Genomic DNA, 15166 nt, shown 5'->3' on the forward strand with positions numbered 1-15166 from the left:
CATGGCCTTGCTGAAGGAGGACGTCGCTCACGACGTCGCGATCAAGACCGAGGCGGCGGGGGAGATCTCGCTGCGCTACTACGACCTCGGTGCGTCTCAGGACGACAGACTGCCCTTGGTGATGCTTCACGGCGGGGGCCCCGGGGCCTCGTCGTGGTCCAACTTCGGCTCGGCGCTCGAGGGCTTCGCGGCCGACTTCCGCACGATCCTGGTCGACCAGCCGGGCTTCGGGGCCTCCGACAAGCCGGAGGTCGTGGGCAACTACTACCGCTTCGCCGGCGACGCGGTGATCGCCCTTCTCGACGAGCTGGGCCTGAAGAAGGTGCACCTGCTGGGCAACTCGCTCGGCGGTGGGACGGCGATGCGGATCGCTCTCACGTATCCGGAGAGAGTTGGCCGGCTGGTGCTGATGGGACCGGGCGGGCTCTCGCTCAACCTCTTCCATGCCGATCCGACCGAGGGCGTACAGCGCCTGATGGACTTCTCCGGCGACCCGACCCGCGAGGCGCTGAAGGCGTTCATCTCGACCATGGTCGTCAACCAGAAGCTGGTCACCGACGAGCTGGTCGAGGAGCGGTTCGCGGATGCGACCGCACCCGGCGCGCGCGAGGCGATGGCGTCGATGGGGTGGTCGTTCTACAACCCCGAGACCGCCGAGGACGGCATGCTGTGGCGCGAGGCGCACCAGCTCAAGCACCACACCCTGCTCACCTGGGGACGCGAGGACCGGGTCAACCCGCTCGACGGCGCGTTCCCCGCCCTGAAGCTGATTCCCAAGGCGCAGCTGCATGTCTTTCCGCGTTGTGGGCACTGGGCACAGATCGAGGCCGCCGACGAGTTCCGCGAGATCGCGGTCGCGTTTCTAAAACGGCACAGCTTGAAGAGGCACAAGGAGCGCGCATGATCGACATCAGGTCCATGGGCTACGTACGCGTCACCAGCGCCGACCCGGAGGAATGGCGTACGTTCGCGGAGAAGGTCCTCGGGCTGGTGACGGCCAAGGGTCCGAACCCGGAGCACCTGTACTACCGCATCGACGAGGTCTCGGCGCGGCTCGTGATCGAGCCCGGCGAGGTGGACCAGCTCAGCTGCGTCGGCTGGGAGGTTGCCGACCACACCGCGCTGGCACAGGCGCGCGAGCACCTGGAGAAGTCCGGTGTCGAGGTGGAGGAGGGCACTCCCGAGGAGCTCGCCGAGCGCCGGGTGCAGGAGATGCTGCGTTTCCGCGACCCCTTCGACAACGTCTTCGAGCTCTTCCACGGCATCACCTACGAGCGTCGCCCGGCGGTCTCGCCCTACGGCCACACCTTCGTCACCGGCGAGCAGGGGATGGGCCACGTGGTGATCCCGGTCTCCGACGACGTCGAGGCGCTGGAGTTCTACCGCGACACGCTCGGGTTCCGCCTGCGCGACTCGATGAGCATGCCCGGCGAGTTCGCCGGCAAGGAGCCGGGCACGAAGATCTGGCTGCGCTTCCTCGGGATCAACCCGCGCCACCACTCGCTGGCGTTCCTGCCGTTCCCCAACGACTCCAAGTGCGTCCACATCATGCTCGAGGTCGACAAGCTCGACGACGTCGGCAGGGCGCTGGAGCGGGTCAAGAAGTACGGCGCGAAGCTCTCGGCGACGCTCGGTCGGCACATGAACGACGAGATGGTCTCCTTCTACGTGAAGTCGCCGGGTGGCTTCGACATCGAGTTCGGCACCGAGGGACTGCAGGTCGACGACCAGAGATGGGTCGCCCGGGAGTCCACGGCCGTCTCGTACTGGGGCCACGACTTCGGCGTAGGCCAGTGATCGGGTATGCGTATAGAGGTGCCTGATGGGATGTCTCCCGATGCCGCCGAGAGCTGGCCGCATCCGGAGCTGATCGAGTCCTTCCACGGTCGCTTCGACTTCGAGGCGCCACCGTCGCCACCGGAGACCTCGGCCGACGCCGAGGCGGACGCCCTGTTCCGTACGGTGCTGGGCCGGTTCGCCTCCGGGGTCACCGTGATCGCGGCGCAGACCGCGGAGGGACCCGTCGGGATGACCTGCCAGTCGTTCTCCTCGGTCTCGCTGCGACCACCGTTGATCCTCTTCGCGCCGACCAAGTCCTCGCGCGCCTGGGCCCGGATCCGTCGCGCCGGGCACTTCTCGGTCAACATCCTCGCCGCCGGCCAGGAGGCCGTCTCGAACCAGTTCGCCTCACGTGCCGCGGACAAGTACGCCGACATCTCCTGGACCCCGTCGGCGCACCACGGCGACCCGCACCTCGACGGGGCGGTCGGCTATCTCGACTGCGCCGTCCACTCGGTCCACGAGGAGGGCGACCACTACCTCGTCGTCGGCCGCGTCCTGGACCTCGAGGAGGGCGCCGTGACCGAGCCGCTGCTGTTCTTCCGCAGCAACTACCGGGAGCTGGACTGACCGAGGTCGCCATGGTTCAGCTTTTGATGGATACATAGTTTGCTGTACTGTCGCGGCATGGTCACCGCCACCACCTCCTCGCTGGACGCCCTCGCCCGGTTCGGGCACGCCCTCTCCGATGCGACCCGGGCCCGCGTGCTGATGCAGCTGCGCGAGGGCCCGGCGTACCCGGCCGAGCTGTCCGACTCGCTGGGGGTGACCCGCCAGTCGATGTCGAACCATCTGGCCTGCCTGCGCGGCTGCGGGCTGGTGGTCGCCGTCCCCGAGGGCAGGCGCACGCGTTACGAGCTCGCTGACGGTCGCATCGCGCACGCGCTGGCCGACCTGCACGACCTGATCCTGGTCACCGACCCGGAGGCGTGCCACGACTCCGCCGAGCAGGGCTGCTGCTGATGGGCCACGGTCACGGACATGGACACGGCGCCGCTGTGGGCCACGCCGGCGGTAGGCACCGGTGGCGGCTGGCCGTCACCTTCGTCATGGTAGCGGCGTTCCTGGTGGTCGAGCTCGTCGCCGGGCTGTGGTCGGGGTCGCTGGCCCTGATCTCGGACGCCGGCCACATGACCGCGGACGTCGTCGCTCTGGGTGCGGCGCTGGTCGCGACCCGGATCGCCACTCGCGCCGACACCTCCGGTCGGCGCACCTACGGCTCCTACCGGGTGGAGGTGTTCGCCTCCGGGCTCACCGTCCTGGTGATGCTCGGGGTCGCTGCATACGTGGTGCTCGAGGCCATCGGTCGCGTCGGGGAGGGAGCCGAGGTCCAGACCGGGGCGATGCTCGTGGTCGGCGCGATCGGCCTGGCCGTCAACCTGGTCTCGATCCTGCTCCTGCGCGCGGGGGCGAGCGAGTCGCTCACCCTCAAGGGCGCCTACTTCGAGGTGGTCGCCGACGCGGCCGGAAGCGTCGGTGTGATCGCGGCAGGACTGCTGGTCGCCGCCACCGGGCAAGCGTGGTGGGACACGGCCGTCGCCGTCGCGATCGGGGTCTTCGTCGCCGTACGCGCCGTCGCTCTGGGACGGCAGGTGCTGGCGGTCCTCGGCCAGCACGTCCCCGACGGCATGGAGGTCGACGAGGTCGTCGCCGACCTTGAAGCGGTCCCGGGCGTGGACGGCGTCCACGACCTGCACCTGTGGACGCTGACCTCCGGGATGCACGTCGCCACCGCGCATCTCGTCCTGGGCGCCGGCACCGATGCCCAGGCCGTGCTGGCCGATGCGCAGACCGCGCTCGCTACCCGGCACCGCATCGAGCACGCCACCCTCCAGACCGAGACCGCCCCGACCCGGCAGTGTCATGAGGTGAACTGGTGACCCCGGACGTCGGCGCTGCCGCGCTCACAGCTCGTCGAGGCGGTTGATCGCGGCCTCTTCCTCGGGGTCGGGATCGGTCTCGTCGAGAAATGCGCGGGTGACCTCGACCGCGATGTCGGGAGCGAGTCGTTTGAGGCTCATCGCCAGGACGTTGGCGTCGTTCCACAGGCGCGCGCCGCGGGCGATCCAGGGCTCCCAGGCGAGGGCGGCGCGCACGCCGGCGACCTTGTTGGCGGCGATCGCCGTGCCGGTCCCGGTCCAGCACATCACCACGCCGACCTCGGCGCGGCCCTCGACGACCGCCCGGCCGATGCCGGCACCGAGGTCGGGCCAGGAGTCGGTCTCGATGACCTCGATTTCCCCGCGCTCGCGCAGCTCGGCGAGCACGGCTCGCGTCGTCTCGTTCTCGTCGTCGGCTCCGAACGCGATCCGCATGGCCCCAACCTATCGCCGGGGGTAGCGTCGGCGGCATGATCCTCGCCTGTCACACGCTGGTCTACTCCGACGATCCCGGTGCCACCCGGGCGTTCTTCCGTGACGTGCTCCAGCTCCCGCACATCGACGAGGGTGATGGGTGGCTGATCTTCGCCACCGGTCCCAGCGAGATGGGCATCCACCCCACCGGCGGCACCCACGAGGGACGGGACTACTCCTCGCCTCGCCATCACCAGATCAGTTTCATCTGCGACGACATCGAGGCGACCAAGGCCGAGCTCGAGGCTCGCGGCGCGATCTTCGACGGAGACGTCGCCGACCACGGCTACGGCCTGGTCGCGATGGTGCGTGTCCCCGGTGCCGACGACGTCCAGATCTACCAGCCGCGGCACCGCACGGCGTACGACTCCTGACCTCAGGCGCGGGTGGCCGGTCCGCCCGGGCCCGTGAACTTGCTGCTGGGCAGGTCCTTGAGGCTGGTCGTGAGCTCCCAGGTGCGTTGGTAGCCGGTGTGGGCGATGCGCCAGCCCTGCGGCTTACGGGTGTAGCGGTCCTCGTAGAAGGCGGCCCCTTCGAGGGCGAACTCGAAGGCGGGGGCGAAGACCTTGTCGTGGAGATACCAGCGGCCGGTGGCCGCATCGCCGTCGACCGCGATCTCGGGGTGGTGGAGGTGGTGCATCGTGATGATCTCCGGGGGCAGGTTGGCCCGCATGTAGTCGACCAGCTCGGTGGGTGAGGTGAACGAGAGCCCGGCGTAGTCGGCGGTGGCGTCATCGCAGAAGCAGGTGGCGAACTCGTCCCACTGCTTGGTGTCGAGGAGGCGTACGTAGCGGTACTTGAGCTGCTCGATCTCGCTGATGTCACTCATGTCCCGATCATAGTAGAACGTGTTCTACCGTGCGGGCAGCCTGGGTGAGCTGTGGGCCGGCGTTCGGTCGCCGGTCGGCCGGATGTCATGACGAGGACCGCTGTCCAGGTGCAGGATCGCGGTGTGGACGGGTTGGTCGAGCTGCGCCGGCGGCGGGCTGCGCTGTTGGCGGACCGTCGCCTGACCTGGGTCTTCGGAGCCGACGAACCGGGCGCGACGGTGCGCGAGGCCTGGGCCGGTGGCATCCGGATGCGCATCCACGCCCCGCGGGCCGCCCCGTCCTCGGGGCGGCCGATCGTGCTGGCGTTCCACGGTGGCGGCTGGTGCTGGGGATCGCCCGAGCAGTCGCGCTGGATGGCGGGCCGGATCGCGGTCCGTACGGGGGCGGTCGTGGTCGTACCGGCCTGCCGGCTCGCGCCGGAGCATCCCTATCCGGCGGCCGTCGAGGACTGCTGGACCGTGCTCGTCGGCCTGCGCGGTCCGGGGCTGGGCGGGATCGTCGGGCACTATCTCGGCCGCGACGGGTCGCTCGCCGAGGAGTGGTCGGCTTCGCCGCTGCGAGCGCGGTCCCATGCGGGTCTGCCGCCCGCGCTGGTGCTCACCGCGCGGTTCGACCCGGTGCGCTCGCACGCCGAGCGCTACGCCGCGGCGCTGCGTACGGCTGGGGTGGAGGTCGCCGTCCATCGCCCGGCCCTGGCGACCCATGCATACCTCACCCTGCCCGGGATCTCGCCCGCGTCGCGGGCCGGCCTCGCCCGCGTGGTGACCTTCCTCAGGGGAGTGCTCGCGAGCCGATGACGCCGAGTCGGCGGTCGGTCAGGTCAGATCCAGGCGTCCGGCGAGCTTGTCGAGGTAGTCGAGAACGCCGGCGGGCTCGGTGTCGGGGACGCCCCAGATCAGCTCGTCGGCGACCGACCACTCGGTGAGGTCCTCCGGAGTCGGCTTCTTGGCGACCAGCACCCGGACCTCGGGCTTGCCCTCGCGGCCGGCCGACTCCCACTCGTCCTGCAGCGTCTTCACCTTGTCGCCGATGCCGGCCTCGGTCGGCGTCGACATCCAGCCCTCGGCGTTGCGGGCGATCCAGCGCAGCGTCTTGGGTCCGCCGCCGGCGCCGACGATCGTCGGGATCCGGCCCTGCGGAGGCTTCGGGTAGGCCCAGGACGGGCCGAAGGAGACGAACTCGCCGTCGTAGGCCGCCTCCTCCTGGGTCCACAGTGCGCGCATCGCCTCCAGATACTCCTTCAGTGCGGTGCGCTTGCGGTCGCCGGGGATGCCGTGGTCGGCGAGCTCGTCGGTGTTCCAGCCGAAGCCGACACCCAGGGAGACCCGGCCGCCGGAGAGATGGTCGAGGGTCGCGATCGTCTTGGCGAGCGTGATCGGGTCGGACTCGACCGGCAGGGCGACCGCGGTCGAGAGTCCGATCCTCGACGTCACGGCCGCGCACGTCCCGAGCGTCACCCAGGGGTCGAGCGTACGCAGGTAGCGGTCGTCGGGGAGCTCGGCGCCGCCGGTGGGGTGCAGGGCGTCGCGGCGTACCGGGATGTGGGTGTGCTCGGGCACGTAGAACGTGTCGAAGCCACGCTCTTCCGCGGCGGTGGCGAGCTCGGCGGGCGCGATGCCGCGGTCCGAGGTGAACAGGACGATGCCGTGGCGCATGACACAACAGTAGAACGTGTTCTAGTCTTTGCGGAAGGGATCACCGGGAGAGAGAAGTGAACATGGAAGCCGACTACATCGTCGTAGGCGCCGGGAGCGCGGGCTGTGCCACCGCCCGCAGGCTGGCCGAGAGCGGTGCCAGCGTGATCGTGATCGAGGCGGGCACCAAGGACACCGCCTTCGGGATCAAGAACCTCCTCGAGCTCCCCGGCGCCGTCGCCGCGATGCTCTCGACGCCGCAGCTGAAGAAGCTGGTCGACTGGGGCTACAAGTCGGTCCCGCAGAGCGCCGCCCTCGACCGGGTCATCCCGATGACCCGTGGCAAGGTGCTGGGCGGCTCGTCCTCGATCAACGGCATGCTCTGGGTGCGCGGCAACCGCCAGAACTTCGACGACTGGGCGGCCGACGGTGCGACCGGATGGTCCTACGACGACGTGCTGCCGGCGTTCAAGCGGATGGAGGACTTCGAGGGTGGCGGGGACGAGTTCCGCGGCCAGGGTGGACCGGTCAAGGTGCGCTACCAGAAGGACCTCACCCCCGCCACGCAGACCTGGCTCGACGAGGCGCCCAAGCGGCTCGGCGTCAGTGCGCTGGACGACTACAACGGCAAGGAGCAGGAGGGCGTCGGCGTCGTCCAGCTCAGCGCCGCCGAGGGCCGCCGCTACTCGGCTTCGAAGGCCTACCTGCGCGAGCAGCCGCTCGAGAACCTGCTGGTCCTGACCAAGGCCCAGGTCACTCGGGTCCGGATCGAGGGCTCTCGCGCCACCGGCGTCGAGGTCGTCGGTGCCGACGGCGACAAGCAGACCATCCGGGCGACCCGCGAGGTCATCGTCTCGGCCGGTGTCTACGGCTCGCCGCACCTGCTGATGCTCTCCGGAATCGGTCATTCCGACCACCTCCGCGACCACGGCATCCAGGTCCACGCCGACCTCCCGGTGGGCGACAACTTCCACGACCATCTCTTCGTGCCGGTCTCGTTCCGGATGGACTCGGCGCTGCGGCGGCCCACGCCCGCGTACTTCGCCGCAGGCTTCGCGAAGTCGCGGCTCACCCGCAAGGGCTGGGCGGCCGGCTCGCAGTTCGAGGCGTTCGGCTTCGTACGCAGCGCCCTGGCCGATCAGGTCCCCGATCTGCAGCTGCACGTCCTGTACTGGGTCTACCCCTTCCCGAACCAGGACGGCGACAAGGCCATCCGGCCGCCGACGAGCAAGCCCGGTCTGTGCATCCTGCCGACGCTGATCTATCCCGAGAGCCGCGGCACCGTACGCCTGGCCAGCGCCGACCCGCTCGCGCACCCGCTGCTCGACCCGGCCTACCTGACGGCGGGCAAGGACACCGAGGTGCTCCTGGACGGGATCGCCAAGGTGCGCGAGATGATGGTGGGCCTCGGCGACAACCAGGGCGAGATCTCGCCCGGACCGTCCTACGCCACCCCGGAGGCGACCCGTGAGCTGCTGCCCAACATCTTGCACAGCGTCTACCACGGCGTCGGCACCTGCCGGATGGGGTCGGATGAGCGCGCCGTGGTCGACCCGTCCCTGAAGGTGCTGGGCATCGACGGCCTGCGCGTCGCCGACGCGAGCGTGATGCCCTCGATCACCGGTGGCAACACCAACGCGCCCTCGATCATGATCGGGGAGCGCGCCGCCGACCTGATCCTGGGGGCCTGATGTCCGACCTGCTCCTGATCGAGGACCGCGACCGCGTCCGTACGCTGACCCTCAACCGTCCCGATCAGCTCAACGCCTTCAGCCAGTCGCTCTACGTCGCCCTCGCGGAGGCGTTGCGCGAAGCCGACGAGGACCCGGAGGTGGCCGTCGTGCTGCTGACCGGGACTGGTCGGGCCTTCTCGGCCGGAACCGATCTCGTGGAGATGAAGGAGACCGCCTCGGGTGCCGACGACGGTGCCTCGCACGGGTTCATCGGCCTCGTCGACGCCCTGGCCGCGTTCTCGAAGCCGCTGGTGGTGGCCGTCAACGGTCTGGGGCTCGGCATCGGCGTGACGCTCCTCGGCTTCGCCGACCTGGTCCTCGCCTCGACGAAGGCGAGGTTCAAGACGCCGTTCACCACCCTCGGGGTGGCGCCGGAGGCGGCCTCGAGCTTCCTGTTCCCGCGACTGATCGGACGTCAGAACGCGGCCTGGATGCTGTTGTCGGGGGACTGGTTCAGTGCCGAGGAGGCCCACGAGATGGGGCTCGTCTGGCGCGTCACCGCGCCCGAGGAGCTCCTCGAGGTGGCCTGGAACCACGCCGCCACGCTCGCCGCGAGGCCGATCAGCAGCCTGGTGGCGGTCAAGGAGACGATGATCGCGTCGCTGCGTCCCGGGATCGAGGCCGCGCGGGAGCTCGAGAACGCCAAGTTCGCCGAGCTTCTCGGCGGGCCGGCCAACATCGAGGCGCTGGTCGCCTTCGCCGAGGGGCGAGAGCCCGACTTCACCAGGCTTCCACCCGGGGCCTGAGCGGGCTCAGCGGGTTCGCTGGTCGAAGCTCCCGTACCGGTCGCGGCCGACGAGGTGGTGCTTGCGCTCCATCTTGGCCAGGTCGTCGTCGATCTGCCGGCTGCGGCGCCGGTCGAGGAGCGCTGCGATGAGCGTGAGGACGCTCCAGAACAGGATCATCCCGACCACGACCGCCACGATGGTGCCGTTCATCGATGATCAGCTCCTTCGTGGCGGGTCGATCTGCTCGTGGTCGGGTCCTCCCGGACCTGGCTCGGCGCTGAGCATGATGTGGTCGACGATGTCGAGCCCGGGCTCGTGCTCCCTGACGACCTCGAGCACCGTGGCCCGGCGCTCCTCGGAGGCCACCTCGCCGGAGACGACGAGGTGGTCGCCGCGTACCTGGACCCGGATGCCCAGCTCGTGGGTGCGTGGGTCGGTCGCGATCGCGCGCTCGAGATCTCGCGTCTTCTGCTCGTTCATGCCGACCTCCTGGGGACGACGTCGTAGACACGGAACGCCGACTGGATGACGGGTTGGGCGACATTCCGTACGGGCACCCCGGCCGGGGTCAGACCCTTCTCGCGCCCGGCATGGGCGTGGCCGTGGACCGCCAGATCCACACCCGTCTCGTCGATCGCCTCGCCGAGCCGGTAGTTGCCGAGGAACGGCCAGATCTCCTTCGGCTCGCCGATGAGCGTGTCGTCGACGGGGGAGAAGTGCGACAGCGCGACGGTCACGTCCGGCTCGTCGGTGGCGAGGTCGTCGAGGGCCCTGCGCAGGAGGCTGGCGGTCTCGATGCCGTGGCCGGTGAAGGCCTTCATCTCGGGCTCGCCGAAGTCCGCGGCGCTCCGGCCGACGAAGCCGAGGCAGAAGCCCTTGATGCCGGCGACGCCGAGGCGGCCGGCATCGGTGTCGATGGTGGCCGAGGTGCCCTCGAGGACGGTCACCCCGCGGTCCTCCAGCAGTCGGGCGATGCCCCGCTCGGCCCCGGAGTGGTAGTCGTGGTTGCCGAGCACGACGAGGACGGGCACGTCGGCGGCGTCGAACTCGTCGGCGAACGCCTCGGCCTCCTCGACCGTCCCGTGCTGGGTGAGGTCTCCGGCGACCAGCAGCGCGTCGGCCTCCTCGGAGATGTCGGTGAGGAGCGGGGCGTAGCGGCCGCGCAGGTCGTCGGCCAGATGTACGTCACCCACTGCCGCCACACGAATCGGGTCAGGCATCGTCGCCTCCTGTCGCACCAGCCGCCAGCCGACCTGCTCGCGCAGGGCACGGGCGGCGCCGAGAATCGGCGAGAGGTCGCAGGCATGCTCGCTCAGGGCCAGCATGCGCGAGATGAGCAGATCCGTCGCGGACATGACGGGCATGGTGACCGAGTCGACCGGCAGCTCCGTGCAGCGCACCAGCAGCTCCTCGTCGACGGGCCCGGTCGGGAGCCGGTGGATGAGGTCGACGACCACCGTGTCGCGACCGACCTTGACCAGCCAGTCCTCGGGGGCGCCGACCCGGTCCATCCCGTTCTCGACCAGGTTGCGCACGGCGTCCTCGACGCACTCCTGGGGGCGCACGAAGTCCACGTCGTGGGTGCTCTCGGGGCCGCCTCGGGTCCAGACCGCGTACCCGCCGGCCAGTGCGAACGGGATCTCGGCGGCCTTCAGCGTCGCGCCGACCAGCTTGAGGACGTCGAGTTGTCGCTGGAGCTCCTCGCCCAGCACGTCTGTTCTCGGCATACCGGTGCGGTACCCCGATCCGGTGCCGTTCACCCCTTGCCCGAAACGAGAACGTGTTCTAATCTGGACACGTGTCCAGCGCAACGAGCAGCCGCCAGGCGGAGACGGTCGAGCGAGTCTTCGCTGCCGGTCTGGAGGAGCTGCGCGAGGTGGGCCACGAGGCGCTGACCATCCGTTCGGTCGCCGCGCGGGCCGGGGTCTCTCCGGCCACGGCCTACACCTACCTCGCCTCCAGGAGCCATCTCTTCGCCGAGCTCTTCTGGCGTCATCTGGTCCAGACGCCGGCGGTCGAGGAGACCGGGTCCCGCGTGGACCGCGTGCAGGCGGCCGTACGCAGCCTGACGACCCGGATCGCCGAGGAGCCGGAGCTGGCAGCGGCGGTCACCCCGGCGCTGCTGGGCAGCGACTCCGACGTCGAACGGCTGCGGCTGCGGATCGGGGCCGAGTTCGCGGCCCGGTTCGAGGCGGCGCTCGGTGAGGGTGCTGTCGACGCCGAGCGCGAAGCCCTGCTGCTCGCCTTCTCCGGGGCGCTGCTGCAGGCGGGCATGGGCCTGATGACCTACGACGAGATGGCCGACCGGCTCGCTCCGGTCGTCGCCGTCATCGTCGGAGATGGAGTGAGATGACCAGCACCACCACCAAGATCTTCGACCCCTACGACTACGACTTCCACGAGGACCCCTACCCGGTCTATGCCCGGCTGCGGGACGAGGCGCCGCTCTACTACAACGCCTCCGACGACTTCTGGGCGCTCTCGCGTCATGCCGACGTGCACGCCGCGGTGAAGGACGACGTCACCTTCTCCAACCGGATGGGGGTATCCCTCGACGCCAGCGCCTGGAACGCCGACGCCCACCGGGTGATGTCGTTCCTCGCCCTGGACGGCAAGGAGCAGACCCGGCTGCGGAAGCTGGTCTCGGCTGGGTTCACGCCCCGTCGTGTCCGTGAGCTGGCCCCGCAGATCCAGGGGCTGGCCGACCACTACCTCGACGCGCTGGCGGAGGTGGGTGCCGAGGGCGGCGAGGTGGACTGGATCGCCGAGCTGGCCGGCAAGCTCCCGATGGACGTGATCTCACAGATGATGGGCGTGCCCGTCGCCGACCGCGACGAGGTGCGGCGCCTGGCCGACCTCGTGGTGCACCGGGAGGACGGCGTACGCGATGTGCCGGAGGCCGGGATGACCGCCGCGCTGGAGCTGATCGGCTACTACGCCGAGATGGTCGCGCAGAGGCGCAAGCAGCCCAGCCACGACCTCACCTCGGCCCTCGTCGAGGCCGAGGTCGACGGCGACCGGCTGCTCGACCACGAGGTCATCGCGTTCCTGTTCCTGATGGTCGTGGCCGGCAACGAGACCACCACCAAGCTGCTCGGCAACGCGCTCTTCCATCTCGGCGCCCACCCGTCTCAGCTCGCCGAGGTGTTCGCCGATCCCGCGGACACCGCGCCGGTGGCTTCCTGGATCGAGGAGACCCTGCGTCACGACACCTCCAGCCAGATGCTGGCCCGGTACGTCGCCGAGGACATCGAGCTCCACGGCCAGGTCGTTCCCGCCGGGTCGAAGCTGCTCGTGCTGCTCGGCTCGGCCAACCGCGACGAGCGCGTCTTCACCGCACCGGACGCCTTCGACATCCATCGCCCTGCCGAGGAGCTCGGCAGGATCATGAGCTTCGGCGTCGGCCGGCACTTCTGTCTCGGTGCCAACCTTGCCCGGCTCGAGGCCAAGGTCGTGCTGGCGGAGCTGGTGCGGCGTACGTCCGGTTTCGAGGTCCACACCGATCGCGCCGTCCGCGTGCACTCCACGAGCGTCCGCGGGTTCGCGCAGCTGCCCGTCACGTTCGCCTGGAGGGTGCGATGAGCGGGGCGGATGCGGATGCTCACCGAGGTGACTCGGTCAGCGGGGCGGATGCTCACCGACGTACCTCGGTCAGCAGGCACCTACTTCGCGGAGTTCCACGAAGCCAGTGCGCATTCGCCGAGGTACCTCGGTCAGCATCCAGGGAGGACGCATGAAGTACGCCCAGCCCGACCGCCGCCCGGCGGTGATCACCGGCGCCTCCTCCGGGATCGGCGCGGAGACCGCGAAGGCGCTGGCCGCGGCAGGCTTCCCTGTCGCGCTGGGAGCCCGGCGGGTCGAGCGGATCGAAGAGGTCGTCGCGGCGATCCGTGCCGACGGGGGAGAGGCGGTCGCGCACCCCCTCGACGTGACCTCCGACGACTCGGTGGCGGAGTTCGCCGCGAAAGTCACTGCGGACCTGGGCGACGTCGAGGTCCTGGTCAGCAACGCCGGGGTCACCCACCCGGGCGCGACCGTCGACGTCCCCACGGAGACCTTCGCCGGCCAGGTCGACGTCAACCTGCTCGGCGCCCACCGGGCCCTGCGCGCCTTCGGCCCCGGGATGATCGAGCGGCAGCGCGGCGACCTGGTCTTCCTCTCCTCCGACGTGGCGTTGAGGCCGCGACCTTTCATGGGCGCGTACGCCGCCTCCAAGTGGGGCCTGGAAGGCATGGTCAACGCCCTCCAGATGGAGCTCGAGGGCACCGGGGTGAGGGCGTCCATCGTCCGCCCCGGTCCCACCCACTCCGACATCGGCAACGAGTGGCCCGCCGAGCTCGGCGGGTTCGTGCTGGAGCAGTGGGTGAAGTGGGGCCTGGCGCGGCACCCGCACTTCCTCAAGGCCCGCGCGCAGGCCGACGCGATCACGACGGTCGTAACCGCGCCCCGCGGAGTCCACATCAGCACCATCGACGTCAACCCCGAAGCCCCCGTGGAGGAACGATGACGATCCCCACCGTCTCCACCGTCCTGGACGACCAGGACCCGAGCGTGCCCGAGATCATCCGCGGCACCGGACATCTGCCCGAGATGCGGGTCGACCCGATCTCGCTGTTCACCCGCGTCCGCGAGGAGTGCGGCGACCTGGGACGCTTCCGGCTCGCGGACAAGGACGTCGTCCTGGTCACCGGGGCCGAGGCCAACGAGGCGTTCTTCCGGGCGCCCGACGACGTGCTCGACCAGGCCGCGGCCTATCCCTTCATGACGCCGATCTTCGGCAAGGGCGTCGTCTTCGACGCCTCGCCGGAGGAGCGGCAGCAGATGCTGAAGAACCAGGCGCTGCGCGGCGACATGATGCGCGGGCACGCCCAGACGATCGAGGCCGAGATCCGCCGGATGATCGCCGGCTGGGGCGAGGAGGGGGAGATCGACCTGCTCGACTTCTTCGCCGAGCTGACCATCTACACCACCTCGGCCTGCCTCGTCGGCAAGCCGTTCCGCGAGGAGCTGGACTCGTCCTTCGCCCAGCACTACCACGAGCTCGAGCACGGCACCGACGCGATCGCGTACGTCGACGCCTATGCCGACATCGACAACTTCCGGCTGCGCGACGCCGCCCGGGAGCGGCTGGTCGCGCTCGTCCAGGCGATCATCGACAAACGGGTCGCCAGGGGCAAGGTTCGGCGCGAGGAGCGCGACCTGCTCGACGTGCTGATCTCGATCGAGATGGACACCGACACGATCACCGGGATCTTCATCTCGATGATGTTCGCCGGGCACCACACCTCCTCGGGAACCGCGTCGTGGGCGATGATCGAGCTGCTGCGCAACCCGTCGGTGATGGCGGAGGTCGTGGGCGAGCTCGACGAGCTCTACGCCGACGGCTCGGAGGTCAGCTTCCAGGCGCTGCGCTCCATCCCGGTGCTCGAGGCGGCGCTGAAGGAGACGCTCCGCCTGCACCCGCCGCTGATCATCCTGATGAGGCTCGTACGCGAGGACTTCGACCTCCTCGGCGAGACGATCCCGGCCGGCACCCTGCTCGCGGCCTCCCCGCGCGTCTCCAACCGGATCGAGGACGACTTTCCGAAGGCTGAGTCGTTCGACACGAGCCGTTACCTCGACCCGCGCCAGGAGGACATGCAGAACCGCTGGACCTGGATCCCGTTCGGCGCCGGCAAGCACCGCTGCGTCGGCAACGCGTTCGCGATGATGCAGATGAAGGCGATCTTCTCGGTCGTCCTGCGCGACTACTCGTTCGAGGCGGCGCAGCCGCTGGAGTCCTACGCCGACGACTTCACCAAGATGGTGATCCAGCTCCAGCAGCCCTGCCGCGTCCGCTACCGGCGGCGAGCATGAAGCTCACTGCTGACCTGGGGCTCTGCCAGGGGCACCAGGAGTGTCTCGCCGAGGCGCCGGAGCTCTTCGGCTTCGACGAGGACAGCTACCAGGTCGTCGTACGCGTCACCGAGCCGTCGACCGACCAGCTCGTGGCGGCACGTGCGGCCGTCAAGTACTGCCCTGCTTTCGCTCTCACCCTGGAGGACTGAC

Annotated in this window: 20 protein-coding genes; 14 read left to right on the plus strand and 6 right to left on the minus strand. The window is 69.8% G+C overall.

All coding sequences use genetic code 11. The features are described from left to right. The first annotated feature begins 1 nt into the window (after position 1). Genes hsaD through ABZ796_RS15715 form a run of 5 tightly spaced genes read left to right on the plus strand, consistent with a single transcriptional unit; the run spans position 2 to position 3719 of the window. Positions 2 to 904 (plus strand): 4,5:9,10-diseco-3-hydroxy-5,9,17-trioxoandrosta-1(10),2-diene-4-oate hydrolase, encoded by a 903-nt coding sequence (gene hsaD, locus ABZ796_RS15695; RefSeq protein WP_357338029.1) that lies wholly within the window; start codon positions 2 to 4, stop codon positions 902 to 904. Then, positions 901 to 1797: an iron-dependent extradiol dioxygenase HsaC gene (gene hsaC, locus ABZ796_RS15700; RefSeq protein WP_357338031.1), complete on the plus strand. Its 897-nt coding sequence runs from the start codon at positions 901 to 903 to the stop codon at positions 1795 to 1797. The genes hsaD and hsaC overlap by 4 nt, the downstream gene beginning before the upstream one ends. Before the next feature lie 30 nt (positions 1798 to 1827). Next, a complete protein-coding gene (locus ABZ796_RS15705; protein WP_357338033.1) occupies positions 1828 to 2409 on the plus strand; it encodes a flavin reductase family protein in 582 nt (193 codons plus the stop codon). A gap of 57 nt (positions 2410 to 2466) precedes the next feature. Continuing rightward, a complete protein-coding gene (locus tag ABZ796_RS15710; RefSeq protein ID WP_357338035.1) occupies positions 2467 to 2802 on the plus strand; it encodes a metalloregulator ArsR/SmtB family transcription factor in 336 nt (111 codons plus the stop codon). Continuing rightward, entirely contained in the window at positions 2769 to 3719 is a 951-nt protein-coding gene (locus ABZ796_RS15715) for a cation diffusion facilitator family transporter (RefSeq protein WP_357338036.1), read from the plus strand. Before ABZ796_RS15710 ends, ABZ796_RS15715 begins: the two co-directional genes overlap by 34 nt. Before the next feature lie 24 nt (positions 3720 to 3743). On the opposite strand, the gene ABZ796_RS15720 is transcribed toward ABZ796_RS15715, so the two are convergent. After that, positions 3744 to 4154 carry an RpiB/LacA/LacB family sugar-phosphate isomerase gene (locus ABZ796_RS15720; protein ID WP_357338038.1) on the minus strand — a complete coding sequence of 137 codons (411 nt, stop codon included), beginning with the start codon at positions 4152 to 4154 and terminating at the stop codon, positions 3744 to 3746. A gap of 35 nt (positions 4155 to 4189) precedes the next feature. Here ABZ796_RS15720 and ABZ796_RS15725 point away from each other — a divergent pair, with 35 nt between their 5' ends. Further along, on the plus strand, positions 4190 to 4567 hold the full coding sequence (locus ABZ796_RS15725) for a VOC family protein (RefSeq protein WP_357338040.1): 378 nt from the start codon (positions 4190 to 4192) through the stop codon (positions 4565 to 4567). A 2-nt stretch (positions 4568 to 4569) separates the two neighbouring features. On the opposite strand, the gene ABZ796_RS15730 is transcribed toward ABZ796_RS15725, so the two are convergent. Then, the gene (locus ABZ796_RS15730) at positions 4570 to 5022 is read right to left on the minus strand and encodes a nuclear transport factor 2 family protein (RefSeq protein ID WP_357338041.1); all 453 of its coding nucleotides are present in this window, start codon (positions 5020 to 5022) and stop codon (positions 4570 to 4572) included. 87 nt (positions 5023 to 5109) lie between these two features. On the opposite strand from ABZ796_RS15730, the gene ABZ796_RS15735 reads away from it, so the two are divergent. After that, entirely contained in the window at positions 5110 to 5820 is a 711-nt protein-coding gene (locus ABZ796_RS15735; RefSeq protein WP_357338043.1) for an alpha/beta hydrolase fold domain-containing protein, read from the plus strand. A gap of 18 nt (positions 5821 to 5838) precedes the next feature. Here ABZ796_RS15735 and ABZ796_RS15740 read toward each other — a convergent pair whose 3' ends face one another. After that, positions 5839 to 6678, minus strand: a complete 840-nt coding sequence (locus tag ABZ796_RS15740; RefSeq protein ID WP_357338044.1) for an LLM class F420-dependent oxidoreductase — start codon at positions 6676 to 6678, stop codon at positions 5839 to 5841. 62 nt (positions 6679 to 6740) lie between these two features. On the opposite strand from ABZ796_RS15740, the gene ABZ796_RS15745 reads away from it, so the two are divergent. Together ABZ796_RS15745 and ABZ796_RS15750 are read left to right on the plus strand one after the other, a co-directional pair. Then, entirely contained in the window at positions 6741 to 8348 is a 1608-nt protein-coding gene (locus ABZ796_RS15745; protein ID WP_357338046.1) for an FAD-dependent oxidoreductase, read from the plus strand. After that, positions 8348 to 9136: an enoyl-CoA hydratase-related protein gene (locus ABZ796_RS15750; protein WP_357338048.1), complete on the plus strand. Its 789-nt coding sequence runs from the start codon at positions 8348 to 8350 to the stop codon at positions 9134 to 9136. Before ABZ796_RS15745 ends, ABZ796_RS15750 begins: the two co-directional genes overlap by 1 nt. 6 nt (positions 9137 to 9142) lie before the next feature. Here ABZ796_RS15750 and ABZ796_RS15755 read toward each other — a convergent pair whose 3' ends face one another. Genes ABZ796_RS15755 through ABZ796_RS15765 form a run of 3 tightly spaced genes read right to left on the minus strand, consistent with a single transcriptional unit; the run spans position 9143 to position 10845 of the window. Then, a complete protein-coding gene (locus tag ABZ796_RS15755; protein WP_357338049.1) occupies positions 9143 to 9328 on the minus strand; it encodes a hypothetical protein in 186 nt (61 codons plus the stop codon). A gap of 6 nt (positions 9329 to 9334) precedes the next feature. Continuing rightward, positions 9335 to 9598, minus strand: a complete 264-nt coding sequence (locus ABZ796_RS15760) for a BON domain-containing protein (protein ID WP_357338051.1) — start codon at positions 9596 to 9598, stop codon at positions 9335 to 9337. Then, positions 9595 to 10845, minus strand: a complete 1251-nt coding sequence (locus ABZ796_RS15765; RefSeq protein WP_357338052.1) for a metallophosphoesterase — start codon at positions 10843 to 10845, stop codon at positions 9595 to 9597. The genes ABZ796_RS15760 and ABZ796_RS15765 overlap by 4 nt, the downstream gene beginning before the upstream one ends. 71 nt (positions 10846 to 10916) lie before the next feature. Between ABZ796_RS15765 and ABZ796_RS15770 the strand changes: the two genes are divergently transcribed. From ABZ796_RS15770 to ABZ796_RS15790, 5 genes are all read left to right on the plus strand, one after another. After that, positions 10917 to 11471 carry a TetR/AcrR family transcriptional regulator gene (locus ABZ796_RS15770; protein WP_357338054.1) on the plus strand — a complete coding sequence of 185 codons (555 nt, stop codon included), beginning with the start codon at positions 10917 to 10919 and terminating at the stop codon, positions 11469 to 11471. Next, positions 11468 to 12700, plus strand: a complete 1233-nt coding sequence (locus tag ABZ796_RS15775) for a cytochrome P450 (RefSeq protein ID WP_357338056.1) — start codon at positions 11468 to 11470, stop codon at positions 12698 to 12700. The genes ABZ796_RS15770 and ABZ796_RS15775 overlap by 4 nt, the downstream gene beginning before the upstream one ends. Positions 12701 to 12851: 151 nt before the next feature. Beyond that, complete coding sequence (locus ABZ796_RS15780; RefSeq protein ID WP_357338057.1) at positions 12852 to 13625, plus strand: SDR family oxidoreductase; 774 nt, start codon at positions 12852 to 12854, stop codon at positions 13623 to 13625. Next, on the plus strand, positions 13622 to 14974 hold the full coding sequence (locus ABZ796_RS15785) for a cytochrome P450 (RefSeq protein ID WP_357338059.1): 1353 nt from the start codon (positions 13622 to 13624) through the stop codon (positions 14972 to 14974). The genes ABZ796_RS15780 and ABZ796_RS15785 overlap by 4 nt, the downstream gene beginning before the upstream one ends. Further along, complete coding sequence (locus ABZ796_RS15790; RefSeq protein WP_357338060.1) at positions 14971 to 15165, plus strand: ferredoxin; 195 nt, start codon at positions 14971 to 14973, stop codon at positions 15163 to 15165. The genes ABZ796_RS15785 and ABZ796_RS15790 overlap by 4 nt, the downstream gene beginning before the upstream one ends. Position 15166: the final 1 nt, after the last annotated feature.

Source organism: Nocardioides sp. NPDC047086 (assembly GCF_040643685.1).
GTDB lineage: Bacteria > Actinomycetota > Actinomycetes > Propionibacteriales > Nocardioidaceae > Nocardioides.

What these genes read in the sequence shown, in the direction of transcription:
- hsaD (WP_357338029.1), top strand. Translation starts at nt 2, where the DNA reads ATGGCCTTGCTGAAGGAGGACGTCGCTCACGACGTCGCGATCAAGACC.
- hsaC (WP_357338031.1), top strand. Translation starts at nt 901, where the DNA reads ATGATCGACATCAGGTCCATGGGCTACGTACGCGTCACCAGCGCCGAC.
- ABZ796_RS15705 (WP_357338033.1), top strand. Translation starts at nt 1,828, where the DNA reads ATGTCTCCCGATGCCGCCGAGAGCTGGCCGCATCCGGAGCTGATCGAG.
- ABZ796_RS15710 (WP_357338035.1), top strand. Translation starts at nt 2,467, where the DNA reads ATGGTCACCGCCACCACCTCCTCGCTGGACGCCCTCGCCCGGTTCGGG.
- ABZ796_RS15720 (WP_357338038.1), bottom strand. Translation starts at nt 4,154, where the DNA reads ATGCGGATCGCGTTCGGAGCCGACGACGAGAACGAGACGACGCGAGCC.
- ABZ796_RS15725 (WP_357338040.1), top strand. Translation starts at nt 4,190, where the DNA reads ATGATCCTCGCCTGTCACACGCTGGTCTACTCCGACGATCCCGGTGCC.
- ABZ796_RS15730 (WP_357338041.1), bottom strand. Translation starts at nt 5,022, where the DNA reads ATGAGTGACATCAGCGAGATCGAGCAGCTCAAGTACCGCTACGTACGC.
- ABZ796_RS15735 (WP_357338043.1), top strand. Translation starts at nt 5,110, where the DNA reads ATGACGAGGACCGCTGTCCAGGTGCAGGATCGCGGTGTGGACGGGTTG.
- ABZ796_RS15740 (WP_357338044.1), bottom strand. Translation starts at nt 6,678, where the DNA reads ATGCGCCACGGCATCGTCCTGTTCACCTCGGACCGCGGCATCGCGCCC.
- ABZ796_RS15745 (WP_357338046.1), top strand. Translation starts at nt 6,741, where the DNA reads ATGGAAGCCGACTACATCGTCGTAGGCGCCGGGAGCGCGGGCTGTGCC.
- ABZ796_RS15750 (WP_357338048.1), top strand. Translation starts at nt 8,348, where the DNA reads ATGTCCGACCTGCTCCTGATCGAGGACCGCGACCGCGTCCGTACGCTG.
- ABZ796_RS15755 (WP_357338049.1), bottom strand. Translation starts at nt 9,328, where the DNA reads ATGAACGGCACCATCGTGGCGGTCGTGGTCGGGATGATCCTGTTCTGG.
- ABZ796_RS15760 (WP_357338051.1), bottom strand. Translation starts at nt 9,598, where the DNA reads ATGAACGAGCAGAAGACGCGAGATCTCGAGCGCGCGATCGCGACCGAC.
- ABZ796_RS15765 (WP_357338052.1), bottom strand. Translation starts at nt 10,845, where the DNA reads ATGCCGAGAACAGACGTGCTGGGCGAGGAGCTCCAGCGACAACTCGAC.
- ABZ796_RS15775 (WP_357338056.1), top strand. Translation starts at nt 11,468, where the DNA reads ATGACCAGCACCACCACCAAGATCTTCGACCCCTACGACTACGACTTC.
- ABZ796_RS15780 (WP_357338057.1), top strand. Translation starts at nt 12,852, where the DNA reads ATGAAGTACGCCCAGCCCGACCGCCGCCCGGCGGTGATCACCGGCGCC.
- ABZ796_RS15785 (WP_357338059.1), top strand. Translation starts at nt 13,622, where the DNA reads ATGACGATCCCCACCGTCTCCACCGTCCTGGACGACCAGGACCCGAGC.
- ABZ796_RS15790 (WP_357338060.1), top strand. Translation starts at nt 14,971, where the DNA reads ATGAAGCTCACTGCTGACCTGGGGCTCTGCCAGGGGCACCAGGAGTGT.